The sequence below is a fragment of the Brucella sp. TWI432 genome (assembly GCF_039674445.1).
GTDB classification, from domain to species: Bacteria; Pseudomonadota; Alphaproteobacteria; order Rhizobiales; family Rhizobiaceae; genus Brucella; species Brucella chromiisoli.
Window position 1 is genome coordinate 791,339 of the sequence record NZ_JBDJNL010000001.1, and the last position, 23,127, is coordinate 814,465.

Genomic DNA, 23,127 nt, shown 5'->3' on the forward strand with positions numbered 1-23,127 from the left:
TCATGGGCGGCGCGGTGGTTTTACCGCCCCTTTTTCCTCTTCGATATTGTATTGGTCATTCTGTGCAATCAAATGCTTTTGAAATATGGAAATATCACTGTATTCACTTATCAGCGAGTTGGTTTTTCGGGCCTCTTTGGGTGAGATGCTGTAAAGGCTCTTAAATGCTTTGGTAAACTGGCTTGTATTCTGAAAACCACAACGATAGGCGATTTCTTTAAACGAAAGCTGCTTGCCCTGTATTTCAATCAATAGTTGATAAGCAAGATCAAGCCGTTTGTCTCGAATGACTTTTGCCACGCCGCCATCTGCCTCGAAAGCTCGATAAAGATGTGAGCGCGAGACGTGAAAATGCTGCTGGATAGACCTTGGCTTTAGGGCAGAATTGGTAAGGTTATCATCAATATATGCCAGAATCCGATGTCGCATGGTCAGTTTCATGGCTACGCTGTTTGTTAATTCTTGTTGCGTGCCGTTAATGCAGGAAGCCAAAAGTGTTAGCATTGCCTCTCTGGCAGCCGTTGCTTCGGTTGCATTGAGCTGTGAACTGATATCGACCATATCCTTCACATAGTTAAACAGTAAAATCGTTGTTGGGGATTGCGCTTTAAGGACGGAACCATCCAACTTTCTCCATCCGGTGCGCTTTTCCAGCTCATGTTTTGGGATGAGAACTGTGATCCGCCCATCTGTTTCAGTGCTGCTTGATACCACCTGCGATAAATTGAGAAGAATAATATCACCCGGATGAGCGAAAACCTCTATGCCGTTAAAATTTCCGTGCAGCGTTCCCGCCAGAATGATGTGAAGAATATAATGGTCAAGTCCATTATTCGTGATCAGTCTTTCGGCGCATTGATCGCTTTGCTTGTTAAAATTTGTGCTGCCCAACAGCAGCGATTCCATCGTTTTTTCGCGTAAAACTCCGCGAAAGCCTTTCAAATGAGGGCCGGTGTTTTTAGGCGCCTCATAATTGGCTTTAAATGCATCAACCCCAAACTTATCTCGGCCTTGGGAATACTCCATGTTCATCGATAAAAAGAGTTCAATATCCATCTCAATCCCATCTAAACTTAATTAGAAAATGTGGATAAGCAAAAATTTAAGATTTCGAAGCAAGTATATGGATGCTGATTTGAGTATATATAAAAAAATAAAAGATTCGCTAGTGTGAATAAAATATTTTATATGAAGTATTCATTTATTCTAAATAATAATATTTTAATTAACTTATATTTACGCGCTTAAAATTAAGGTTTATTGATCGTTTTAAATAAAAAATGATCGCATCAAATCAAGCGCCTGCATTTCTGGCTGGGTTTTGTTCTGATGCGATCAAGAAAAGCGACGGAAATATAGAATTCGTCACGTCAGATTCAATAAGGGCTTTCGACCTTGCCCATTTCCACATAGACGGTCTTGATCTGGCTATAATGGGTCAATGCTGCAATGCCGTTTTCACGGCCAAAACCCGATTGTTTATAGCCGCCAAAAGGCACTTCGACCGGCGTAAGATTATAGGCATTGATCCAGCAGGTGCCTGCTTTGATCTGGCCAATCACGCGATGACCGCGGGCGTTGTCAGCGGTGAAAACACCTGCCGCCAGGCCAAATTCGCTATTATTGGCACGCGCGATCACCTCTTCTTCGTCAGAGAATTCCAGAACACTCATGACTGGACCAAAAATTTCCTCACGCGCAATGGTCATCATGTCGGTAACACCCGTGAAGACCGTTGGCTCAATAAAATAGCCTTTATCAAAGCCCTGAATTTTTGGAATGCCGCCGCCACAGGCGAGCGTGGCACCTTCGGCTTTGCCCTTTTCAATGTAGGACAGAACCTTGTCGCGTTGCGTGCCATTGACGAGCGGACCCATCTGGGTTGCTTCATTCAGAGGGTCGCCAATGCGGATTTTGCGGGTGCGCTCAACAAGACGTTCGATAAAGACGTCCTGAATGTTTTTATGTACGAAAACACGTGTGCCGTTGGAGCAGACCTGTCCTGTCGAATAGAAATTACCCAGCATCGCGCCGCCAATGGCACTCTCAATATCGGCGTCATCAAAAACGATGATCGGCGATTTCCCGCCAAGCTCCATCGTGACATGTTTGAGCTGTTCGCCAGCCTGCGACATGATTTTTTTGCCGGTCGGAACCGAACCAGTCAGCGAAACCTTTGCTGTCAGACGGTGATTGACAAGTGCGGCACCGACATCGCCAAAACCTTGCACCACATTGAACAGGCCGTCGGGGAGGCCAGCCTCCTTATAGGCTTCCGCCAGCGCGAGGGCAGAAAGAGGGGTGTTTTCCGATGGCTTGAAGATGAAGGCATTGCCCATGGCGAGTGCTGGCGCGGATTTCCATGCGGCGATCTGGATTGGATAATTCCATGCGCCGATCCCAACGCAGATACCGAGCGCTTCGCGACGTGTATAGGCAAACGAGCCACCAAGCTCCACGAATTCACCATTGAACCCGGAAATGACACCGCCAAAAAACTCCAGCGCATCGGCGGCTGACGCAGCGTCCGCTACCAGTGTTTCCTGTAGCGCTTTGCCGGTATCAAGTGTCTCAAGCTTGGAGAGTTTTTTGTTTTTTTCGCGCAGAATTTCAGCCGTGCGGCGCAAAATGCGGCCTCGCTCTACGGGCTTGAGTGCCGCCCATTCGCCCTGCGCTTTCAATGCTGCTGCATAGGCGCTCTCGATGACGTCCGGTGTTGCTGAATAAAGCTTTGCAATTTCTTCGCCCGTTGCCGGATATATGACTGAAAGCGGCTTGCCAGCTTTATCGTCCACGAATGCACCGCCGATGAAATGCGAGGCTTTGGGTTGAACTTTCATACTATTCTCCTCGAAGTTCATTAGCGATCAGATACTTCCCAGCGTGGGTTAATCCATGGCTCTTGGTTGGACCTTGCCAAAGGCGTGCGACCCAGAATGTGATCTGCCGCTTTTTCGCCGGTCATGATCGACGGGCCGTTGAGATTGCCGTTGGTTATACGCGGGAAAATGGACGAATCCGCGACCCGTAATCCCTCAACGCCAATAACCCGGCATTCAGGATCAACCACGGCCATTGGATCGTCAACTGATCCCATTTTGCAGGTTCCGCAAGGGTGAAATGCACTTTCCACATGCTCGCGAATGAAATTGTCGATCTCATCATCCGATTGAACATGCGCGCCGGGTTGGATTTCTGCACCACGATAGGATGCAAACGCATCCTGCCCAAAAATCTCTCGGGTTAACCGCACGCAATGACGGAAATCGGCCCAGTCATCCTCGTGCGACATATAATTGAACTGAATGCGTGGCTTTTCGCGTGGATTGGCAGAGCGAAGCGTCACACTACCACGCGATTTTGAGCGCATTGGTCCGACATGTGCCTGAAAGCCATGGGATTCTGCTGCTGCCTTGCCGTCATAGCGGATAGCGACCGGCAGGAAGTGATATTGAATATCCGGATATTCGACACCCGCTTTCGAACGCACAAAGGCGGCAGATTCAAAGTGGTTTGTCGCGCCGTCACCAGTTTTGAAGAACAACCATTGTGCGCCGATCATGGCTTTGGAAAACAGGTTGAGTTTCGAGTAGAGCGTGATCGGCTGCGTGCATTCCTGCTGGATATAGACTTCCAGATGATCCTGCAGGTTTTGGCCAACACCGGGCCGGTCAGCCAGCACTTCAATGCCGTGTTCTTTAAGCTGCGCAGCTGGGCCAATGCCCGAAAGCATCAGCAGCTTAGGCGAATTAATAGACGATGCGGCGATGATGACTTCGCGCCGCGCGCGGATGGTCGAGAAGCTTCGGCCTGCTTCGATCTCAACACCCACGGCGCGCTTGCCTTCCATCACGATTTTGCGCGCCAGTCCTTTGACGAGCTTTACATTAGGGCGTTTGAGCGCAGGTTTGAGATAGGCATTTGCAGCAGACCAGCGACGTCCATTATGAATCGTCTGCTCCATCGGACCGAAGCCTTCTTGCTTCTCGCCATTATAGTCGTCTGTGACTTCAAAGCCTGCCTGTTTTCCTGCATCAACAAAGGCCTTAAACAGCGGGTTGTCGCGACGTCCACGCTGAATATGCAACGGGCCATGGGTGCCGCGCCAGCCTTCTTGCCCACCGTGGGAGTTTTCCATCCGTTTGAAGTAAGGCAGTACGTCCGCAAAGGACCAGCCGCGTGCGCCGCTTTCCGACCAATGATCATAATCGCGTGCATGGCCGCGCACATAGACCATACCGTTGATGGATGATGAGCCGCCTACCACCTTACCACGTGGTGTCACCAGATGACGCCCACCGATATGTGGCTCAGCTTCAGTTGAAAAGCCCCAGTCATAGGTTTCCATATTCATGGGGAAGGAGAGGGCGGCAGGCATTTGGATCAGCGGACCAATGTCCGGGCCACCGAACTCGATGACGATGACCGAATGCTGGCCGTCTTCCGACAGGCGATAGGCAAGGGCCGAGCCAGCGGAACCTGAGCCGATGATAACGAAATCCGCTTCCATTTTTATTTCTCCGCCGCAAGCTGAACAGCGATGTAATCTTCGACAAGCGCAATCGCTGAATCTGCATTGGGCGCATCGGCGCCGAGGGCGTGGCGGATATAAAGCCCATCGATCAGTGCACCGGCACCTTCCGCAATACGGTTTGCACGCTCGCGGCTGGTGAGTTGCTCCAGCGCGAAGACAAAATTGGAATGCAGACGACGCGCATAGATGCGCAAAAGCCGTCTTGTGTCTTCGGACTGCTGCGCATGGACGTAGAAAGTCAGCCAGGCTGCAATGGTCTCCTGCGCAAACTGTGACGCCGAAAAATTGACGGCAATGATTGCTGCTAAACGCTGATGCGGGGTTTCCGCAAGTTTCACAGCCGCATTCAGATCGCTACCCAGCTCACGCAGCAAATGGCGCATGGTAGCGAGAATAAGCTTGTCCTTTCCGCCAAAATAATGATGCGCGAGCGCAGGCGAAACGCCAGCTTCATGCGCAATCTGCGCAACCGTCACGTCCAGCGAACCACGCTGGCCGATTGTACGAATGGCAGCGTCGATCAGTTCGCGCCGCCGTAAAGGCTCCATCCCGATTTTGGGCATAATCGTCATCCGGGTTGAGGGTGAGTTTGAATGCATTTTATATTTGATTGACTGATCAATCAATAAAAACTCTTGATGCAGGGAAATGCGAATTAATTTCGCCGCGTATGAGGCCAAATCTGTGGGCTTGCGGGAAATAGCGGCTCTGGATACATTCAGACGATGAGCAGAGCTTTCACCAAAGAACAGGATGACGCGCCGACGGATCTCGGCGAACGTCCCATTAGTCCGCATCGCAATCTCGTCACGGCCAATGGCCTGAAGATGATTGAAGACGAGCTTGCGCGTCTTCATCGCGAACTGGCAGAGGCGAATATTGCAGGAGAGCGTTCGGCAATTGCCCGTCTTTCGCGTGATCTCCGCTACTGGACGTCACGTCGCGAAACAGCAGAACTATCCGTGCCCGAGCCGGATAGCGATGTTGTGCGCTTTGGCATGACGGTGGAGCTGGAAAACCTCGATGATGGTGGCACGCGGGTATGGACCATTGTTGGCGAAGACGAGGCCGACCCCGCCAGCGGCAAAATTTCCCACGTTTCGCCTGTGGCCATCATGCTTTTTGGCAAGCCGGTGGGCGATGTTTTGAAGATCAATGGCAAGGACTGGGAGATTCTGGCTTTCAAGATATGATTTACAGCCACCCTTTTCGGCGGAAATAGAACAGCGGCAGAAGCGCTGAGGCCACCATCAGGCCCAGCGCCATCGGATAGCCCCATTGCGAATGCAGCTCCGGCATGAACGAGAAGTTCATACCATAGATGGATGCGACGAGTGTCGGCGGCATGAAGCCCACGGCTGCAACTGAGAAAATCTTGATGATTGCGTTTTGCTCGACAGAGATTAGACCGACAATCGTATCAAGCAGGAACGTAACTTTATTGGATAGAAAATCCACGTAAGCGACGAGCGACTGTGTATCGCGCTCCAGCGATTTGATCCAGGAACGTGTGTCTTTTTTGGTCGCAACAGGGCTGTTGATCGCAGACAGATAGACAAGCATGCGACTGACGCCAGCAAGACTTTCCCGCATTCGCGATAGAAACGTACCCTGTCCGCCGATCTGCGTGAGAATATTCCGGAAATCCTCTGTCGTCATTGGCCGCGCCTTTGGTTGGCGGCGATAGATCGAATGTGAGGCTGCATCAATTTTGCCAGCAACACTTTCCAGTATATCCGCCAGGCGGTTAGTGGTTGCCTCAATAATGCCAAGCATGATCGAAAGACCGGAGCATTTGGCGTTCGGGATCAGACCATTTCCGGGTTTGGTCGCGCGGTTGATATAAATGCTGACTGATTTGGGATCGGCATAGCGCACAGTGACCAGTCTTTGCCCGTAAAGGACGAATGTAACGGGCGCGAGCTCACGGTGATCCAGATCGACCGCATGAAGGATCGGCACCGTCAGATACTGCGCGCCATTTTCCATGTAGAATCGGCTCGATTCTTCAATTTCCGTCATGTCTTCGCGGGTAGGAATCGAGATGCCAGTCCATGCTTCAACGACGTGATCTTCATTGACGCCCGGTGCGAGCAGATCAATCCAGATAATATTATCAGGCAAAGGCGTGCCGGGCTCTACCTCGACACGTTCAAGATGATCTCCATTAAGGCAGTAAAGATTGATCATGCGGCACCCGATTGCGAAGTCTGAAATTTTACCCGCCACATTGCGTTAAAAATGTTAACGGAATGCGGCAAGCAGCTTCATAGCGGTATTTATCACAATGTTTAAGCTATTGCTCCAGGTGTACGATGTAGTACACCGCTGTCTTGTGATGAGATTGAAATGAAAGGTGCTGGCGATATGAGCCACACAAACCCTGCGGCTGAGGCCTCACTGGTTGATGCTGAAACAGACAGCGTGCCGCAACCGCCTGAGCCGGAAAAGCAAAGCAAAGCGCTGCGTATCCTTCTTGGCCTGAGCCTTGTTCTGATCGCGGCAAACCTGCGGCCTGTTTTCTCCAGCGTGTCCGTGCTGTTGCCTGAAATCATCGACGCAACTGGTATGTCGGGTGTGGCGGCAGGTGTTTTGACGACCTTGCCGGTGGTTTGTCTCGGGGTTTTCGCGCCTTTTGCGCCGCGCCTTGCGCAGCGCTTCGGTGCTGAAAAAGTTCTGTTGTTTGTGCTTGTCGCTTTGACGATTGGTACGGCGATACGCGGCATCGGAAATTCAGCATCACTTTACATAGGCGCGACACTTGCAGGCGCCGCAATTGCTACGGGCAATGTGTTGCTGCCGGGCGTGGTGAAACGCGATTTCCCAAAAACCGCAGCTATTATGACCGGGCTTTATACAATGGCGCTTTGTGGCGGCGCGGCAGCAGCGGCCGGTTTCACCATTCCGATTGAGCATATGCTGGGTGGTTCTTGGAACCTGGCCCTGGCCTTCTGGGCTTTGCCGGCAGCACTTGTTTTGGCACTTTGGTTGCCACAAGCCTTGCGCGCAAAACACAATGTCGCACATTCTGGCTTTAAGGTTATGGGCTTGTGGAAAGACAAGCTTGCATGGCAAGTCACACTGTTCATGGGGCTTCAGTCTTCTATGGCCTATGTGGTTTTTGGCTGGCTCGCACCGATTTTGCGTGAACAGGGACTGAGCGCAACCGCAGCCGGAGGGCTGGTTTCATTCTCCATTATGGTGCAGGTCATCACCTGTCTGGCAATCCCGTCGATTGCGGTGAGGCAGAAAAGCCAAAGCCTGCTCAATGTTGTGCTTTGCATGAGCGCAGCACTCCCGCTGATTGGCTTTCTTTATCTGCCGCAATGGAGTTTCTGGTTGCTTGCGATCATTCAGGGCTTCGGGCAGGGCGGTCTTATCGCTGCGGCCATGATGGTGATTGTCTTGCGTTCGCCGGATTCGCATACGGCGGCGCATCTTTCCGGTATGGCGCAATGCATTGGTTATACACTGGCTTCCGTCGGACCGCTGGTGGTTGGACTGATTCACAGTGCTACGGGTAGTTTTGCGGCCTGCGGCCTCTTTTTTGCTTTGATTGGCCTTGGCGCTGCGATTAATGGCTGGGGCGCAGGACGGTCAAAACATGTCGGCGTAAAAGTCATACAAAAAAAATAAAAAAAGTCCCGGAAGACCGGGACCTTTGTTTTACAATAAGAGCTTATATGAACTGTCCGAGACCCGGAATTGCACCGATCACGGCGTCTACAGGTTCATCGCCAGCCTTTTCTTTTGCAAAGCGAATGGTTTCTTTGGCAACGCCAGAGATTTCACCCATGCCGAGGCCAGCACCCATGAGTTGCGAGCCGAGGCCCATAACACCACCCATCAGGCCGGACAGGAGTCCGCCGCCCTTAACCTGCGAAATGGCTTCTTCCGCGCCGGGGAAAGCTGCGATCAGCTGCTGAACCTTGTCGGCTGGACCTTCCTTTTGCAGAAATGCCAAAATCATACCAACGGCTTTCTCCGCCGTTGCCGCATCAATGCCAACATTGGAGGTGATGCGTGCAATCAGTTCATCCATAGAAAGTCTCCCAAAATCTTACGTTTACGTAATATGCATTGTCATCGGGACTTTGCAAGCTTTCATGGCTTAAAATAATTCTGTTTTTAAAAACTTAGCGCCGTGAAATTAAACATCAAAGCAGAAAATCCGCTTAATCATTGTTGCAGCGCGATGGTGCTTGTATAACCTGATGTCAGTAGATCTTTTACGGAGCGACCTGCCTGATGACTGTCGACGATGCCATTTTCCTTGGTGCAAGCCGCAAACCAGATGATTCTTATCAGCAGCCCGAATATCTGGCGCTGAAATATGGTAACAGGCACGGCCTTGTTACGGGGGCGACGGGTACGGGTAAAACGGTTACGTTGCAGGTTTTGGCCGAAAGTTTTTCGGCGGCAGGCGTTCCAGTTTTCTGTGCAGATATCAAGGGTGATTTGTCCGGCATTGCCGCGAAGGGCGTGCTCAATGATAATCTGAGCAAACGCGCCGAAGAAGTTAAGCTTGATCCATATGAAGTGCGGGCATCGCCGGTCATTTTCTGGGATATATTTGGTGAGCAGGGTCATCCGGTCCGTGCGACGATTTCCGAAATGGGGCCGCTGCTGCTCTCACGGCTGATGAACCTGACCGACGCGCAGGAAGGCGTTTTGAATGTCGCTTTCCGTTTGGCCGATGAAGAAGGTCTGCTGCTGCTCGATCTGAAAGATTTGCAGGCAATTCTTACAGAAATGGCTGAGCGTTCAGCGGAGCTTTCGGCCAAATATGGCAATGTCAACAAAGCCTCCGTTGGTGCGATCCAGCGTTCGTTGCTGGTGCTTGACCAGCAGGGCGGCTCAAAATTCTTTGGCGAACCAGCGCTGCGAATCGCGGATTTGATCCGCACCACGACAGATGGTCGTGGCGTTGTCAGTGTGCTTGCGGCGGATAAGCTGATGATGAGCCCGCGTCTATATTCGACGTTTCTGCTTTGGCTCATGTCGGAATTGTTCGAGGAGCTCCCGGAAGTGGGGGATCCCGATAAACCAAGGCTCGTCTTCTTCTTTGATGAAGCGCATTTACTGTTTGATGAAGCGCCGAAGGCACTTGTCGATCGCGTGGAGCAGGTGGTGCGCCTCATTCGCTCGAAAGGCGTCGGCGTTTATTTCGTAACACAGAACCCGCTTGATGTGCCGGAAACGGTGCTCGCGCAGCTTGGTAATCGTGTGCAGCACGCGCTTCGTGCTTATACACCGCGCGAAACCAACGCTGTGAAGACCGCTGCGGGTACATTCCGTCCAAACCCAGATTTCAAGACGTTTGAGGCGATTACCAATCTCGCAACGGGTGAAGCGCTTGTTTCGACCTTGCAGGCGAAGGGTGTGCCCTCAATGGTACAGCGCACATTGATCCGCCCGCCAGCTTCGCAGATTGGCCCATTAACGCCTGAAGCGCGCGCCCGGATCATCGCGGCAAGCCCGGTTGCCGGTCAATATGATCAGGCTGTCGATCGCGATTCTGCCTTTGAAATGCTGGCGCGAAAAGCGCAGGCCGCAGCAGACGCGCAGCAGAAGGCCAAGCAGGAGGAATCCGGTGAAGGTGGCGGTCTTCTCGGCGAAATTATGGGAACCGCATTTGGGACCGGTGGTCGCCGGTCGGGTCGTCAGACGGTCGCTGAAACGGCTATGAAGTCCGTGGTACGTTCCGTGAGCACATCGCTTGGCCGCGCATTGGTGCGTGGCATTTTGGGCAGTTTTAAACGCTAGTGAAGTAAAAAAGCCCGGAGGAAACTCCGGGCTTTTTTGTATCAGATCACCAGGATTGGTGATTTTGGCGGAACGCGGTTGTAAAGATCGATAATGTCCTGGTTCATCAGACGTACACAGCCTGAAGAAACGGCTTTGCCGATTGACCACCACTCCGGATTGCCGTGCAGGCGGTAGATTGTGTCTTTGCCATCCTTGAAGATGTAAAGCGCGCGTGCGCCAAGCGGGTTCTTGAGACCCGGAGCCATGCCGCCATTGCGCGAGCTATAGGGTTCGAGTTCTGGCTGACGCGCAACCATTTCATCCGGTGGCGTCCAGCGTGGCCATTCGCGCTTGTACTGAATAACAGCGCGGCCTGACCATGCAAAGCCGTCACGACCAATGCCGACGCCGTAGCGCATTGCCTGACCGTTGCCGAGCACCAGATAAAGGAAGCGATTGGCCGTATCGACGACGATTGTGCCCGGCATTTCGCCCGTTGGATCCTGAACAACCTGACGCAGATAGCGCTTGTCCATTTTCTGGATCGGAATAGCCGGAAGCTGATAGCCGTTGTCTTCAACAGCTGCATACATGGATGCCCAGCTTCCGTAAGAAGCGTCGACATTGGCTTGCGGTGTCTTGTTGATAGGATTGCCATTGGCATCGACATCAATGATTGGAACATTCTGCCCCAACTGAGCACAACCGGCGAGGCCGGCCGCCGCTGTTGCTGTCATGGCCGTCAGAAAAGAACGGCGGGTAAGAGTCGTTTGCATATGAAAACCATTTTGGTGGCGGGAGGATCTGTGGATATAACTACAACGGTCAGGGTTAATTAAGTGCGACCAACCCGTTGCTGTGGTCACAAATTACGCGGCGATAACGATGCTACAGACATTTCGTTCCGCATTTATTGGTCGCAAAACGCCCGATAAATGTGACCGCCAGGGGTTCATAATAAGGCTTAAAAGTGGCTGATAGGCCGCTATGGGGCGTGTGTTGCCGTTGCGACACAACTTTGGCCGCAACAGGCCATTGTCACCCAATTTGGATTGATCAAGTTTGGGTGAGTTTCAGTCGAGCAGTTGCAGGCTCGGTAAGATGAGAGCGGGAGGATAGTGCCTGTACTCGTCTGGTTGATTGGATCGGTTGATCCAGACTGCACGCATTCCGAATCGCGAAGCCCCTGCCACATCCCAGCGATTGGACGATTGAAATGAAATGGCAGACGGATAAAGCCGCCACTGCATTGTGACGAGTTCATAGACAGATGGCGACGTCTTATATCGTCTCACACGATCGGCAGAGATGATATCATCCAGCAATTCATCAAGGGCGGATGATTTGACGGCGGCTTCAAGCATGGCAGGCGAACCATTGGACAGAATAGCCAACCGCGCGCCGCGATTTTTCAGGCTTTTAAGGGCCGCAGGGACTTCTTCGTAACAGTCCAGTTTCCAGTAAGCCTCAAGCAGGTCACTGCGAAGCGTCGGGTCGACGGACGGATACCGTGCAAAGGCGAAATCAAGCGCTTCTTCCGTGAGCTTCCAGAAATCGCGATATTCGCCCATCAAGCTCAGTGTCCACGAATATTCGAGCTGCTTTGTGCGCCAGAGCAGGGAAAAAGCCGCCCCATCCGGTCCTGCTTTTTCCTCATAACGACGCACGGCAGAATGCACATCGAACAATGTGCCATAAGCGTCGAAAACATAGGAACTATAGGACACCGGTTTTCTCCCTTTGGGCATTTATCTCAAAAAAAATAGAATGACCTCTATCCTTATGCAATTTCAATAAAAATTCATTGAGTTGCATGGCAAATTTAGAACATGCGCCATTGCCGCATGAACCGTTGCGGCCTATGTAGATTGCGCACGCAAGTTTTCGGGTATGTATTCACACTGCCCCCAGTCGCTGCCTGTTGTAAGCTGAAAGACAAAGAGGAGAGTTCCAATGGCTTTTGAACTGCCCGCCCTTCCATACGATTATGACGCACTTGCTCCGTTCATGTCGCGCGAAACGCTCGAATTCCACCACGACAAACACCATCAGGCTTATGTTACCAATGGTAACAAGCTGCTTGAAGGTTCCGGCCTCGAAGGCAAGAGCCTCGAAGAGATCGTCAAGGAAAGCTTCGGCAAGAATCAGGCACTCTTCAACAATGCTGGCCAGCACTACAACCATCTCCATTTCTGGAACTGGATGAAGAAAGACGGCGGCGGCAAGAAGCTGCCAGGCAAGCTTGAAAAGGCAGTCGAATCCGATCTCGGCGGTTACGACAAGTTCCGCGAAGACTTTATCGCAGCTGGCGCTGGTCAGTTCGGTTCGGGTTGGGCATGGTTGTCGGTTAAAGACGGCAAGCTCGAAATCTCGAAGACTGCAAACGGTGAAAGCCCGCTCGTTCACGGCGCAACGCCAATCCTCGGCGTCGACGTATGGGAACATTCCTACTATATCGACTACCGCAACGCGCGTCCGAAGTACCTCGAAGCTTTTGTGGACAGCCTGATCAACTGGGATTATGTCCTGGAGCTTTACGAAAAGGCATAATCTGCCATTTCATAATGAGCTTTAAACCCCGCGAAAGCGGGGTTTTTATTTGCTGATCAAGAATTGCATAAAATATGATTTTTGCATTCATGATTATGGGTGCTCGTTCATAGATTAGGCCGCAACGCTGAGAGCGCTTAAACAATGGTATTTTAATCATGATTTTCACGTTAACGTGAATATATTGTAATATTCGATATAATATCAGCATGTTGTTTATTATTGTCACCATTTAATAGGTACGCTTGTTGCAAAGGCGGTGAACGTATCAGATATTTGCATAGGGGTGATTTTCATCCATTTTCAACTGCGGAGGACCGTATGCGTTCATTTTTTCTGGCTATCAGCTCAGTGGCTCTTTTGACCGCCGGCGCAGCCCATGCCGATGCGATTGCAGACCGTCAGGCAATCATGAAGGATATGGGGCGTTCTGTTGGACAGCTCGCACCGATGGTGAAGGGTGATAAGCCTTTTGATGCCGTAACCGCTCTCGCAGCCCTTGAAAAGATCAACGCTGATGCGAAGAAGTTTGACGTTGATGCCTTGTTCCCAGCCGGTTCTGATCAGGGTGACACGGAAGCTTCGCCAAAGATTTGGGAAAACAAGCAAGACTTCGTCAAGCACGTTGAAAAATTTCGCTCTGACGCAGCCGCAGCGCTCGCGGCCAAACCTGCTGATCTTGATGCTTTGAAGCCAGCCTTTCAGCAGGTTGCAGCCAATTGCGGTTCTTGCCATCAGGCCTATCGGGTGAAGAAGAATTAACATCAGCACAACAATGGCCCGTAAAATCGCATATGCCGCAGGCGCTGTAATCATCATTGGTGCAGCCTCCTTTTGGATGCTGACAACGCCGCAGACGGTGGATCAGTCGGTGATCGCATCCTTGCAGCCGGGTGATGTTACAAAGGGCGAGCAGGTGTTCTGGGCAGGGGGCTGCGCTTCCTGTCATGCGGCGCCCGAAGCAAAAGATGAGGACCGAAAGCTACTCGCTGGTGGCCACGAATTGGTTTCGGATTTTGGTACATTCATTGCACCCAATATTTCTCCGTCAGAAGAGGGCATTGGCAATTGGACCCTGCACGACTTTGCCAATGCAATGCTCAAAGGAACAGGGCGGGCAGGGGAGCATCTCTATCCATCTTTTCCCTACACATCTTACGCAAAAATGCAGCCGCAGGATGTGGCAGACCTGTTTGCCTATATGAAGACTTTGCCTGCGTCTGATAATGTGACGGCACCGCATAAGCTCGGATTTCCGTTCAATATCCGTCGTGGCTTGGGGCTTTGGAAGCAGCTTTATCTGTCCGACAAGCCGGTGGTTGAACTGACAAATGTGTCTGATCAGGTCAAGCGCGGTCAATATCTGACCGAAGCGCTTGGTCATTGTGGCGAGTGCCATACGCCGCGCACTGTCATTGGCGGGCTTGATGATACGCAATGGATGGCCGGTGCTCTGTCGCCTGAAACGGGCAGCGATGGACGCAAGGGTGTGGTTCCCAATATCACTTCTGGAGAGGGTGGTATTGGTGATTGGAGTGAAAATGATATCGCCTATGCACTGCAAAGCGGCTTCACACCTGATTTTGATTCACTCGGTGGATCAATGGCGGATGTCGTAACCAATATGGCGCACCTGACAGATGCCGATCGCGATGCGATTGCTGCTTATCTCAAAACCATTCCGGCGCATTCAAACGGCTATCCGTCCAGTCGCTGATTACCGCTTTGTACAGCGCACAACCGTTGCCGCTCCGGCACTCGTGTACTTGCTTTGCATGGTATAGAGCCAGCCTTTGCACTCTGCCATTGTCGTGAAACAGCGGTAGCGATCAATCGGCACGCGCCCGTCACCGTCACTGATAAAGGGCGAATCGTCCACACCGCTGAACTGACCGACAATGATACCGCTGCCGCGTGGTGGCGTGTTGCAACGCTGCCCCGCATATTCGCTGACATTTTTGCGCACCTGAGCTCCAGCCTGTGTTGCTGGGGCCAACAAAGGAAAAGCAATGAGAGCGGTCAAAAATGCGCGATGCATGAACTGATCTCCGCGTGTATTGATCTAGACAATATAAGCTCAATAAAAACTCCCGGCAAATGATTTGCCGGGAATGATTATAAGTAAGGCTGCTAAGCTTTTCCGACTGCTTTCAGCGCAAAAGCATAGGTGTAAGCGACTTCCTCCAGTCGAGAGAACCGGCCTGACGCTCCGGCATGTCCGGCATCCATATTGATGCGGAAAAGAACTGGGTGCTCGTCTGTCTTAAGCTCGCGCAGTTTCGCAACCCACTTGGCAGGTTCCCAATAGGTAACGCGCGGGTCGGTCAGACCAGCCACTGCCAGAATGCGCGGATACGCGTGCGCGCGGACATTATCGTAAGGCGAATAGGACGCGATGTTGCGGTAATCGGTTTCCGAGGTGATCGGATTGCCCCATTCCGGCCATTCTGGCGGCGTCAGCGGCAGTGTATCGTCGAGCATGGTGTTGAGAACATCGACAAAAGGCACTTCCGCGATGATACCGCCAAAGGCTTCCGGTGCCATATTGGCAATCGCGCCCATCAGCATGCCGCCTGCCGAACCACCATGCGCGACGATGCGATCATGGCGGGTAAAGCCTTCGCTGACGAGGTGTTTTGCGGCTGCAATGAAATCCGTAAACGTGTTGGTCTTCTTTTCACGTTTGCCGTTTTCGTACCAGGCAAAACCCTTGTCCTTGCCGCCACGAATATGCGCGATGGCATAGACGAAGCCACGATCAACAAGCGACAGGCGCGAGGTGCTGAAACTTGCTGGGATGGTGATGCCGTAAGAACCATAGCCATAAAGCAGGCAAGGGGCCGAACCGTCGAGCTTTGTATCCTTGTGATAGATCAGCGACACAGGCACCAACTCGCCATCCGCTGCCGGAGCAAGGACGCGGCGTGTCACATAGTCAGCAATATTATGGCCTGATGGGACTTCCTGCGTTTTAAGCAGTGCGCGTTCACGCGTGCGCATATTGTAATCAAACAGCTGCTCAGGCGTGGTCATCGAAGAATAGGAGAAGCGAATAACATCTGTATCATATTCCGCGCTGCCATGCAGGCCAAGCGAATAGGCTTCTTCGTCGAATGCAATCGCGTGCTGCTCACCGGTTTCGCGATCACGGATAATGATGCGTGGCAGGCCATTGTCACGTTCCATCCAGACCAGATGCCGCTTATAGGCGGAATGCGACAAGATCAGGCGTCCCGGTACTTCTGGAACCAGCTCTTCCCAGTTTTCTGGTTGCGGTGCCGATGCGGGCGCGCGCATGATCTTGAAGTCTTTGGCGCTGTCAACATTCGTCAGAATGAAGAACTCATCGCCGCCGGGCGCGATATCGTATTCAACACCCGTTTGGCGCGCCATGATCAACTGCGGTTTTGCAGATGGATCGTTGGCTGGCAACAGCCAGCATTCCGAAGTCTCGTGATCGTGAATATCGATGAAGATAAAATCATCCAGTGCAGAACCGCCAACACCGAGGAAGAAACCGGCGTCCTTCTCTTCATAGATCAGCTTATCCTGCGACTGTTCAGTGCCGATTTCATGGTAAAAGACCTTGGAGGGGCGATGGTTTTCATCCAGCAAAGTATAGAAAAAACCTTTGCTGTCTGCATCCCAGCTTCCGCCGCCGTTGGTATCCGACAGAATATCTTCGAGATCCGACATGGTGCTGAGATCACGAACTCTGAGCTTGTAGAACTCTGATCCCTTATCGTCATAGCCCCAGATCAAGCGATTGTGATCGGGCGAATGATCGGCGGATGCGAGGCGGAAATAAGCTTTATCTTCCGCTTCCTTGTCGCCATCGAGCAGAATGGTTTCATCACCGCCATCGTGTGGGGTGCGAATGAAGTAAGGCTGCTCGCCGCCGGTCCGGAACGACATGCCATAAGCATAGGGACCGTCCTTTGACGGAATCGATGAATCGTCTTCCTTGATGCGACCACGCATCTCGGCAAACAGCTGCTTCTGAAGCGCTTCTGTATCTTTCATGAGCGCTGTTTGATAGGCGTTTTCTGCCTCCAGATGATCATGAATTTCAGGCGCCAGAACAGACGGATCCTTGAAGACCTCCTGCCAGTTATCGGCGCGCAGCCACGCATAATCATCGGTGCGGGTGATGCCATGGCGTGTATCGCTCGCAGGATGCTTTGGTGCTTTTGGTGGCTGAGGAAAATTGGTGTCGTGTGGCATGTAAAATCCAGTAAAAAGCAAATGAAATCAGTCCGAACCGTTGTGCCGTTCCGGACTGTTAAACACAAGAATTAATCCTGATCGAAAATCAGTGCATTTCCGTTCATGCAATAGCGCAGGCCGGTTGGTGGCGGACCATCGGGAAAGACGTGGCCCAGATGCGCATCGCAGTCTGAGCAGCGGATTTCAGTGCGGGTCATACCATAGGAATGATCTTCAAATGCAGAAACGGCATCAGGTTCAATCGGCTGATAGAAACTTGGCCAGCCAGTGCCTGATTCATATTTCGCTTCCGACTTGTAGAGCGGACGATCACAACAAACGCATCGATAGGTTCCATGCAGCGAACTGTCGAAATTCGGGCTTGAAAAAGCGCGTTCTGTGCCGTGCTGGCGTGTGATCTGATACTGAATGGGCGTGAGCTGTTCCCGCCATTCGGCATCAGTCTTAACAACCTTAAGATTGCTTCTCTGACTGGTAGAGCTTGACATGGTTTTGTCCTCTCTTTGGCGCATTGCAGTGTAAGACTGCCAGTTGGTTCTTGTCAGTTTAGCGCACTGATGTGATTCAATCTGATCAAAGCGCGCTCCGGGGTAAGTGCTTCAACCCACTGATAAATCTTGTCTACGCTAATCGGGCTCAATCTGCTGATGTACGTATGTCGAATATATAGTTGGTGACACCGTTGAATGCGAGTTTATTTAATCAAAATATATTGTACTCTGGCCTTTTTGTTGCCCGACTCCTTGTTCAGGGTCTCACGTGCAGAATGATATTTGTTTTAGCTTATGGTAAAAGACTTATCACAAAAAAATGATTGCTTATGAGTGCTCTACAACGTAAGGGCGCGCTAACACAATTTTCCATTTCCGCCCATCAATACGAATAAATTATGGCGCTGAAAGCAGCGCTGTCTGTGTGTTTTCAGTCAACTTGATGGCCTGAGTCCGGGAATAATTATGTTGTATTTAATGACATAAGAAGAAGCCGGCCACTTTAATGTAATGTGGTTTGACAATTCTATTGCAAATGACACTATTCATTGTTAATTGCATCGTTTGTAAGGTGGGGTGGGGATAAGAAATTCGCGCAGACGGCATTCAGGTTTTTGAGAGCCATAATCTGTTTGATGCTAAGACGACCAAAAAGGAAATAAAATGGAAAACTCTGAAGTTTACGACGAGAGCGCAGAATTGCTTCTCAGCCTGACTGCTGATGTTGTTGCAGCTTATGTCGGAAATAATTCTATTCGCGCAAGTGAACTGCCTCTCCTGATTTCAGAAGTACATGCTGCTTTCAAGAGCCACGTTGCTCGTGAAGAAGCGCCTGTCGTTGTTGAAAAACCAAAGCCGGCCGTAAATCCGAAGAAATCGGTTCATGATGATTACATCATTTGCCTCGAAGACGGCAAAAAGTTCAAGTCGCTGAAGCGTCACCTGATGACCCATTACAGCCTGTCTCCTGAGCAGTATCGTGAAAAGTGGGATCTTGATCCTAACTATCCAATGGTTGCTCCGAACTATGCTGCAGCACGTTCGCGTCTTGCAAAGAAGATGGGTCTGGGCCGTAAGCCTAAGGACGCATAATTTAGAGCATAATCCGACCGGAGCGAAGCGAAGGTCGTTAAGATTGTGCTTCAAATAGAAAAATTTAGAGCTTTGATCTGTTTTAATCAGATCGGAGCTTTAATTCGTTACGTGTTGTAAAACAGGTTGAGTGTAGCCCGGCATTGATATGCCGGGCTATTTTTATTTGAATTTTATTCGAGCGCTTATCTCGCTATGCCTGATACGGTCTTTCTCTTCATTGTATTTATTTCTCCGCCAAGCCTGTCGAGCGCCTGCTTCAAAGCGATATGTCTGTTGAGATCGTAGCTCCAGTGGCCGCTGACGCCCTTCAGGCGCTCGCGCTCAATCAACCGGATAAGCTTGCTTTGCGCTTGTTTTTGTTGGTCTTGCGGGGCGCTCAAGAGATTATCCATATCGATACCGGCGATAATCTGTAGTGCGATGCGCTGCATGGAGTTCATACGCTCCTGGCTGCGTGCTGCCAGAAATGCCTGGCAGGCTTTACGAAGAACAATTTCCATTTGGTGATCTTTCATGGGTTCGTGATGCGTACCGATGATAGGATCACCGTCTTTGACGGCCGTTGGATAAAATTCCTATTTTTTGATAAAATCTCTGGATAATGAAGTGTCCTAGTGCTTCAATAAACTTATCCCCACTTGCAGAATCCTCATTATAAGAACATATTCCTATAATGGTGAGGAAAGATGAATGTCTCTGAAATTTTCGGATATCATCCATACCCGCGCAGAAGCTGTAGAAGCTTTACGAGTCATTGCAGCGCGACACGGACGAACGCTTAACCCGGATAATTCCGGTCCTGCTTTGGGGCGCAGGCGTCAGGAGAAAAACGTGGAAATCTGTGATGCGCTTATCGATTTATTGTCTGCTTATTTCGCTGTCAGTGGCGCAGAATTACGTTCGCCTTTGCGATGCAGGAGAGAAGTGGCACAGGTTCGACAATTGGGAATGTATCTCGCACATACTTCATTCGGAATGGTGATGCGTGAGGTGGCTGTCGGTTTTGCCCGCGATCGTACGACGGTTATGTATGCCTGCCACCTCGTGGAGGACAGGCGCGATGATGAGGATTACGACGCTGTGGTTGCGACGCTGGAAAAGGTTGTTAATCAAGGGTTCTCGGCGTGGAGGATGGCAGCATGAGCACAACATATTCGACGTCCGAAGCCCGGATCATTCGTTTTCTCAGGCAGGGTGGCTGTGAGATGCAGGATTCGGTCCGCGAAACACATGTTTTGCTGGTTGGCGAGCAGGGAAATATAGCCGTAACGCGTGTCGAACTGGATGCAATGCAAAAGCGCGGCATTGTGATTTGCGAAGGCGAGCGCTTGGTGATTTCAGGCTATACGCGCAAGACTGCGGCGAAAAATCCAAAACCTGTGCGCAAGACAGAAACCGTTGAGATTGAGCACGGCGAAAAGGTTGAAATCAACCTGTCTGAATCTCCGCTTGCGAAACTTTATCGTCTTCGCAACGCAGATGGTGGAAGTTTCATTTGTGAAGATGAATTTCGCGCAGGCGAGAGATTACGGGCCGATTTTACCCGTGGCGCTATGATGCCATCCATGTCAGCGCGCTGGGATGTCGGTGTTTCTGGTTCCACGCGTTCGGGGCCGGGTGGGATGGCGGAACTCACCGATATTGCGCTGGCAAGCCGGATGCGCGTGGAGCGGGCGCTGGATGCCGTTGGACCCGAATTAAGCGGCGTACTGATTGATGTATGCTGCTTTCTCAAAGGACTTGAAACGGTAGAGCGGGAACGACAGTGGCCGGTGCGTTCTGGCAAAATGCTGCTGAAAATGGGACTTTCTATGCTACACCGACATTATAATCCACAACTCGCAAAAGAATGCCGATCTCCGGTGATTCTGCATTGGGGTTCTGATGACTATCGCCCGACTGCAAGCCCGGCAAAGGGCTGATCGCAATTTGAATATGGAAACGAAAATGCAAAGCTGTCGGCAAAATCTGGAGACAATTCTGAATGAGCTTGAGACGAGCGCGAAAAATGAGTGCGTCTTCAGTGTTATCTATCAGGAGACGGCGCGTCTTGAGGCCAGCGCGTCTGAGCAACGTGCGAAAGAGAGGCGTGTTCTTGGTCCGCTTGATGGCCGGATCGTTTCGATCAAAGACCTGTTCGATGTGAAAGGAGAGCCAACGCTGGCTGGCTCCATCATTCGCAAAACGGCTGCGCCTGCGCATACGGACGCGATTATTGTGCAACGCCTGAGAGCTGCGGGTGCCATCATCGTCGGCAAGACCCACATGACGGAATTTGCGTTCACTGCAGTGGGGCTCAATCCGCATTATGGCGTTCCGGCAAATGCCGTCGATCCAACACGTGTGCCGGGAGGGTCGTCGTCCGGTGCTGCGGTTTCTGTTGCGCAGGGCACCAGTGAAATTGCGATTGGTTCTGATACAGGCGGTTCCGTTCGCATTCCGGCGGCACTCAATGGTTTGGTCGGTTTCAAGCCGACCGCAAAACGCATTCCGCTCCAAGGTGCCTTTCCGCTCGCTCCATCGCTTGATTCGATTGGCCCTTTAACGAAAAACGTGAGCGACTGCATTCTTGTCGATGCGGTAATGGCAGGCGATAGCCCGGTTTTGCCTGTTTTTGCGTCTGTGGGGGGGCGAAGAGTAGGGCTGCCTGCTGGCCTTTTGCTGCACGACATGCAGCCGGAGGTCGCGACCGCTTTTGATCTGGCGGCGAGCACGCTCGAAAAAGCCGGAGCACGCATTGTAAGAATTGAACTGGATGATCTTATTCTTGCCTTTTACGAAGCGACCCGTATTGGCTCAATTGCCGGTATTGAAGCGAGCCGTGTTCATGCGCAAACTTGGCTGAAAGACCCTGACGCGAACGTCGATGAGAGGGTAAAACATACGCTTGTAAAGCGTCTTAACGTCTCCAATGCAGCCTATAACCAGCTGATGGATACACGCTTGAAGCTGATTGAAGAAATGGATCAGCGGCTGCGCGACATTGATTTTTTCATCGCGCCAACAACGCCGATTGTTGCACCAACCATCGCATCGGTCAGTGGAAACCCTGCCGAATATGATCGGGTTGAAGAACTGTTATTGCGCAATACGCAGATTGCCAATCAGTTCGATCTTTGCAGCATTACACTGCCGATGCCTGTTTCAGGGATGCCGGCAGGCCTGATGATGAGCGCACGCAATGGCGCTGATAAAGAGCTGCTCTCAGCCGCGCTTGCAGTCGAAAAACTGTTAAGCTGAAATACGGAGAATTTCTGCATCCCTGTGAATACGCGCCACCATGGAGCGAAGGCCATTGGAACGCTGCGGCGTTAAATGCTCATCCAGTCCGAGCTTCTTAAGCAGGTCTTCGGGATCGGATGCGACGATTTCCGATGCCTTGCGGCCTGAATAGAAGGCCAGCACAATGGCCACCAGCCCGCGCACGATATGGGCATCTGAATCGCCCAGAAACTCCACAATCGGGTCATCGCCCTCATGTGGAATGGTTTTGAGCCAGACTTGACTGACACAGCCCTGCACCTTGTGTGCAGCATCGCGGGCATCTTCCGGGTAGGCAGGCAATTCCTTTCCAAGATCAATCACATAGCGGTAGCGGTCTTCCCAATCGTCGAGAAATTCGAAGTCGGAGATAATGCTGTCTATCGTGGTGGTCATGACATTCGCCTGAATAAAATCTTGGATAAGCCATCTATATAGGGACAAAAGCCGCCAAGGTCACGGAAAACTGTTTCACACTTTTCAGGATGTGCTCTGGGCTCTGTCTGCATTCACGGGCTTCGTTCATCTCGCTTGCGCTCGCAATGCGCTTGCACGCGGCGTGGGGACCGGAATGGTCTGGAGAGACGTCTTTGAAGGCTCTGTCAGCGGCTCCTGCTTTGTAACAGTGGCAGCAGGTATCTCATGCTTTGTGCCGATGCGATCACTCAGATATTCGAGGATACTGCCGCTGCGGTGTAGGATTCCGCTGGCTGCACTTGAAAGCAAAGACGTGCCATTTTCGCACAATGCAGGATTGTTGGCGCAGAGCTTTCCAACTTCCAATGCCGTTTTGCCGTTTGCAAGCAGTTGATTGATGGAGTCTGGCTTTGCCATTGCTTCAACCGAAGCAGCATTTTTAGATGACGTGTTTTCTTTGTCCGCAGGAAAGAAGTGCGGCATGACAATAAATGCCAGCGACAACCAGAATACGGATTTGATGAGAAAACGGATCATTACGCTCGGAGTTTGTTGGCCGGGATTGGTAATGGCATTGTCTACGTAATTTGAAAAGATTCCGTAACCGTAAGAATCGCTGGTGTCTTACGCCTGATTGTGGCGCGCCTTGAAAGGCAATCGGGACTGCCCATATCCACCATCTGTTTACCATAGCGGAAAAACACCCGCGCCGAACCGTCAGATTCTGCATCAAGTTGCTGAAGATGGCTTCGTTTTATCGTTTCTTTAAAGCCTCACCTGCATTCTGGCTTTCAGAGGTTCTTC

General features: G+C 51.4%; 24 protein-coding genes. 10 read left to right on the forward strand and 14 right to left on the reverse strand.

The features are described from left to right. From ABE527_RS03915 to betI, 4 genes are all read right to left on the reverse strand, one after another. Positions 1–1,056, reverse strand: coding sequence for a helix-turn-helix domain-containing protein (locus ABE527_RS03915; RefSeq protein WP_499696184.1), 1,056 nt, complete (start codon positions 1,054–1,056; stop codon positions 1–3). Between the two features lie 320 nt (positions 1,057–1,376). Then, positions 1,377–2,840 carry a betaine-aldehyde dehydrogenase gene (gene betB, locus ABE527_RS03920; protein WP_499696185.1) on the reverse strand — a complete coding sequence of 488 codons (1,464 nt, stop codon included), beginning with the start codon at positions 2,838–2,840 and terminating at the stop codon, positions 1,377–1,379. Positions 2,841–2,860: 20 nt separating this feature from the next. Further along, the gene (gene betA / locus ABE527_RS03925; protein WP_499696186.1) at positions 2,861–4,510 is read right to left on the reverse strand and encodes a choline dehydrogenase; all 1,650 of its coding nucleotides are present in this window, start codon (positions 4,508–4,510) and stop codon (positions 2,861–2,863) included. Between the two features lie 2 nt (positions 4,511–4,512). Further along, positions 4,513–5,097: a transcriptional regulator BetI gene (gene betI / locus ABE527_RS03930; protein WP_265983155.1), complete on the reverse strand. Its 585-nt coding sequence runs from the start codon at positions 5,095–5,097 to the stop codon at positions 4,513–4,515. A 162-nt stretch (positions 5,098–5,259) separates the two neighbouring features. On the opposite strand from betI, the gene ABE527_RS03935 reads away from it, so the two are divergent. After that, on the forward strand, positions 5,260–5,727 hold the full coding sequence (locus ABE527_RS03935) for a GreA/GreB family elongation factor (RefSeq protein ID WP_265983156.1): 468 nt from the start codon (positions 5,260–5,262) through the stop codon (positions 5,725–5,727). Between the two features lies 1 nt (position 5,728). On the opposite strand, the gene ABE527_RS03940 is transcribed toward ABE527_RS03935, so the two are convergent. Beyond that, positions 5,729–6,724 (reverse strand): magnesium transporter CorA family protein, encoded by a 996-nt coding sequence (locus ABE527_RS03940; protein WP_396996436.1) that lies wholly within the window; start codon positions 6,722–6,724, stop codon positions 5,729–5,731. Between the two features lie 177 nt (positions 6,725–6,901). Between ABE527_RS03940 and ABE527_RS03945 the strand changes: the two genes are divergently transcribed. Further along, entirely contained in the window at positions 6,902–8,170 is a 1,269-nt protein-coding gene (locus ABE527_RS03945; protein ID WP_265983853.1) for a CynX/NimT family MFS transporter, read from the forward strand. 43 nt (positions 8,171–8,213) lie between these two features. Here ABE527_RS03945 and ABE527_RS03950 read toward each other — a convergent pair whose 3' ends face one another. Next, a complete protein-coding gene (locus ABE527_RS03950; protein ID WP_265983158.1) occupies positions 8,214–8,576 on the reverse strand; it encodes a DUF2267 domain-containing protein in 363 nt (120 codons plus the stop codon). Positions 8,577–8,782: 206 nt separating this feature from the next. On the opposite strand from ABE527_RS03950, the gene ABE527_RS03955 reads away from it, so the two are divergent. Continuing rightward, positions 8,783–10,300: a helicase HerA-like C-terminal domain-containing protein gene (locus ABE527_RS03955; protein WP_499696187.1), complete on the forward strand. Its 1,518-nt coding sequence runs from the start codon at positions 8,783–8,785 to the stop codon at positions 10,298–10,300. A 41-nt stretch (positions 10,301–10,341) separates the two neighbouring features. Here ABE527_RS03955 and ABE527_RS03960 read toward each other — a convergent pair whose 3' ends face one another. Both ABE527_RS03960 and ABE527_RS03965 read right to left on the reverse strand, forming a co-directional pair. Next, a complete protein-coding gene (locus tag ABE527_RS03960; protein WP_499696188.1) occupies positions 10,342–11,058 on the reverse strand; it encodes a L,D-transpeptidase in 717 nt (238 codons plus the stop codon). 297 nt (positions 11,059–11,355) lie between these two features. Further along, on the reverse strand, positions 11,356–12,009 hold the full coding sequence (locus ABE527_RS03965; protein WP_499696189.1) for a haloacid dehalogenase type II: 654 nt from the start codon (positions 12,007–12,009) through the stop codon (positions 11,356–11,358). A gap of 226 nt (positions 12,010–12,235) precedes the next feature. On the opposite strand from ABE527_RS03965, the gene ABE527_RS03970 reads away from it, so the two are divergent. From ABE527_RS03970 to ABE527_RS03980, 3 genes are all read left to right on the forward strand, one after another. After that, positions 12,236–12,832: a superoxide dismutase gene (locus tag ABE527_RS03970; RefSeq protein ID WP_265983165.1), complete on the forward strand. Its 597-nt coding sequence runs from the start codon at positions 12,236–12,238 to the stop codon at positions 12,830–12,832. A 321-nt stretch (positions 12,833–13,153) separates the two neighbouring features. Continuing rightward, a complete protein-coding gene (locus tag ABE527_RS03975) occupies positions 13,154–13,594 on the forward strand; it encodes a c-type cytochrome (RefSeq protein WP_499693530.1) in 441 nt (146 codons plus the stop codon). Positions 13,595–13,607: 13 nt separating this feature from the next. Beyond that, positions 13,608–14,549: a c-type cytochrome gene (locus tag ABE527_RS03980; RefSeq protein WP_499696190.1), complete on the forward strand. Its 942-nt coding sequence runs from the start codon at positions 13,608–13,610 to the stop codon at positions 14,547–14,549. Here the strand turns inward: ABE527_RS03980 and ABE527_RS03985 are convergent, their stop codons facing one another. From ABE527_RS03985 to msrB, 3 genes are all read right to left on the reverse strand, one after another. Next, positions 14,550–14,870, reverse strand: a complete 321-nt coding sequence (locus tag ABE527_RS03985; RefSeq protein WP_265983170.1) for a hypothetical protein — start codon at positions 14,868–14,870, stop codon at positions 14,550–14,552. Positions 14,871–14,962: 92 nt separating this feature from the next. Then, positions 14,963–17,056: a S9 family peptidase gene (locus tag ABE527_RS03990; RefSeq protein ID WP_499696191.1), complete on the reverse strand. Its 2,094-nt coding sequence runs from the start codon at positions 17,054–17,056 to the stop codon at positions 14,963–14,965. 71 nt (positions 17,057–17,127) lie between these two features. Further along, positions 17,128–17,547: a peptide-methionine (R)-S-oxide reductase MsrB gene (gene msrB / locus ABE527_RS03995; protein WP_265983173.1), complete on the reverse strand. Its 420-nt coding sequence runs from the start codon at positions 17,545–17,547 to the stop codon at positions 17,128–17,130. Positions 17,548–18,213: 666 nt separating this feature from the next. Between msrB and ABE527_RS04000 the strand changes: the two genes are divergently transcribed. Continuing rightward, the gene (locus ABE527_RS04000) at positions 18,214–18,642 is read left to right on the forward strand and encodes a Ros/MucR family transcriptional regulator (RefSeq protein WP_265983175.1); all 429 of its coding nucleotides are present in this window, start codon (positions 18,214–18,216) and stop codon (positions 18,640–18,642) included. A 185-nt stretch (positions 18,643–18,827) separates the two neighbouring features. On the opposite strand, the gene ABE527_RS04005 is transcribed toward ABE527_RS04000, so the two are convergent. Continuing rightward, complete coding sequence (locus tag ABE527_RS04005; RefSeq protein ID WP_265983176.1) at positions 18,828–19,145, reverse strand: cytoplasmic protein; 318 nt, start codon at positions 19,143–19,145, stop codon at positions 18,828–18,830. 196 nt (positions 19,146–19,341) lie between these two features. On the opposite strand from ABE527_RS04005, the gene ABE527_RS04010 reads away from it, so the two are divergent. The 3 genes from ABE527_RS04010 to ABE527_RS04020 are packed head-to-tail and all read left to right on the forward strand — an operon-like array spanning position 19,342 to position 21,885. Further along, positions 19,342–19,788 carry a helix-turn-helix domain-containing protein gene (locus tag ABE527_RS04010; RefSeq protein WP_265983854.1) on the forward strand — a complete coding sequence of 149 codons (447 nt, stop codon included), beginning with the start codon at positions 19,342–19,344 and terminating at the stop codon, positions 19,786–19,788. Continuing rightward, positions 19,785–20,567, forward strand: coding sequence for a DUF6456 domain-containing protein (locus ABE527_RS04015; protein WP_499696192.1), 783 nt, complete (start codon positions 19,785–19,787; stop codon positions 20,565–20,567). Before ABE527_RS04010 ends, ABE527_RS04015 begins: the two co-directional genes overlap by 4 nt. A 25-nt stretch (positions 20,568–20,592) precedes the next feature. Then, positions 20,593–21,885, forward strand: coding sequence for an amidase (locus ABE527_RS04020; protein WP_499696193.1), 1,293 nt, complete (start codon positions 20,593–20,595; stop codon positions 21,883–21,885). Here the strand turns inward: ABE527_RS04020 and ABE527_RS04025 are convergent. Next, entirely contained in the window at positions 21,877–22,302 is a 426-nt protein-coding gene (locus tag ABE527_RS04025) for a SufE family protein (protein WP_499696194.1), read from the reverse strand. The two genes, ABE527_RS04020 and ABE527_RS04025, sit on opposite strands and share 9 nt — an antisense overlap. 126 nt (positions 22,303–22,428) lie before the next feature. Further along, complete coding sequence (locus ABE527_RS04030; protein ID WP_265983180.1) at positions 22,429–22,860, reverse strand: hypothetical protein; 432 nt, start codon at positions 22,858–22,860, stop codon at positions 22,429–22,431. Positions 22,861–23,127: the final 267 nt, after the last annotated feature.

Excerpts from the sequence above, each read along its gene's own strand:
- ABE527_RS03945 (WP_265983853.1), top strand. The coding sequence starts at position 6,902 with ATGAGCCACACAAACCCTGCGGCTGAGGCCTCACTGGTTGATGCTGAA.
- ABE527_RS03975 (WP_499693530.1), top strand. The coding sequence starts at position 13,154 with ATGCGTTCATTTTTTCTGGCTATCAGCTCAGTGGCTCTTTTGACCGCC.
- ABE527_RS03990 (WP_499696191.1), bottom strand. The coding sequence starts at position 17,056 with ATGCCACACGACACCAATTTTCCTCAGCCACCAAAAGCACCAAAGCAT.
- ABE527_RS04030 (WP_265983180.1), bottom strand. The coding sequence starts at position 22,860 with ATGATCCGTTTTCTCATCAAATCCGTATTCTGGTTGTCGCTGGCATTT.
- ABE527_RS03940 (WP_396996436.1), bottom strand. The coding sequence starts at position 6,724 with ATGATCAATCTTTACTGCCTTAATGGAGATCATCTTGAACGTGTCGAG.
- msrB (WP_265983173.1), bottom strand. The coding sequence starts at position 17,547 with ATGTCAAGCTCTACCAGTCAGAGAAGCAATCTTAAGGTTGTTAAGACT.
- ABE527_RS03970 (WP_265983165.1), top strand. The coding sequence starts at position 12,236 with ATGGCTTTTGAACTGCCCGCCCTTCCATACGATTATGACGCACTTGCT.
- ABE527_RS03955 (WP_499696187.1), top strand. The coding sequence starts at position 8,783 with ATGACTGTCGACGATGCCATTTTCCTTGGTGCAAGCCGCAAACCAGAT.
- ABE527_RS04000 (WP_265983175.1), top strand. The coding sequence starts at position 18,214 with ATGGAAAACTCTGAAGTTTACGACGAGAGCGCAGAATTGCTTCTCAGC.
- ABE527_RS04020 (WP_499696193.1), top strand. The coding sequence starts at position 20,593 with ATGCAAAGCTGTCGGCAAAATCTGGAGACAATTCTGAATGAGCTTGAG.
- ABE527_RS03960 (WP_499696188.1), bottom strand. The coding sequence starts at position 11,058 with ATGCAAACGACTCTTACCCGCCGTTCTTTTCTGACGGCCATGACAGCA.
- ABE527_RS04025 (WP_499696194.1), bottom strand. The coding sequence starts at position 22,302 with ATGACCACCACGATAGACAGCATTATCTCCGACTTCGAATTTCTCGAC.
- ABE527_RS03935 (WP_265983156.1), top strand. The coding sequence starts at position 5,260 with ATGAGCAGAGCTTTCACCAAAGAACAGGATGACGCGCCGACGGATCTC.
- ABE527_RS04015 (WP_499696192.1), top strand. The coding sequence starts at position 19,785 with ATGAGCACAACATATTCGACGTCCGAAGCCCGGATCATTCGTTTTCTC.
- ABE527_RS03980 (WP_499696190.1), top strand. The coding sequence starts at position 13,608 with ATGGCCCGTAAAATCGCATATGCCGCAGGCGCTGTAATCATCATTGGT.
- betB (WP_499696185.1), bottom strand. The coding sequence starts at position 2,840 with ATGAAAGTTCAACCCAAAGCCTCGCATTTCATCGGCGGTGCATTCGTG.
- ABE527_RS03985 (WP_265983170.1), bottom strand. The coding sequence starts at position 14,870 with ATGCATCGCGCATTTTTGACCGCTCTCATTGCTTTTCCTTTGTTGGCC.
- ABE527_RS04005 (WP_265983176.1), bottom strand. The coding sequence starts at position 19,145 with ATGGAAATTGTTCTTCGTAAAGCCTGCCAGGCATTTCTGGCAGCACGC.
- ABE527_RS03915 (WP_499696184.1), bottom strand. The coding sequence starts at position 1,056 with ATGGATATTGAACTCTTTTTATCGATGAACATGGAGTATTCCCAAGGC.
- betI (WP_265983155.1), bottom strand. The coding sequence starts at position 5,097 with ATGCCCAAAATCGGGATGGAGCCTTTACGGCGGCGCGAACTGATCGAC.
- ABE527_RS03950 (WP_265983158.1), bottom strand. The coding sequence starts at position 8,576 with ATGGATGAACTGATTGCACGCATCACCTCCAATGTTGGCATTGATGCG.
- betA (WP_499696186.1), bottom strand. The coding sequence starts at position 4,510 with ATGGAAGCGGATTTCGTTATCATCGGCTCAGGTTCCGCTGGCTCGGCC.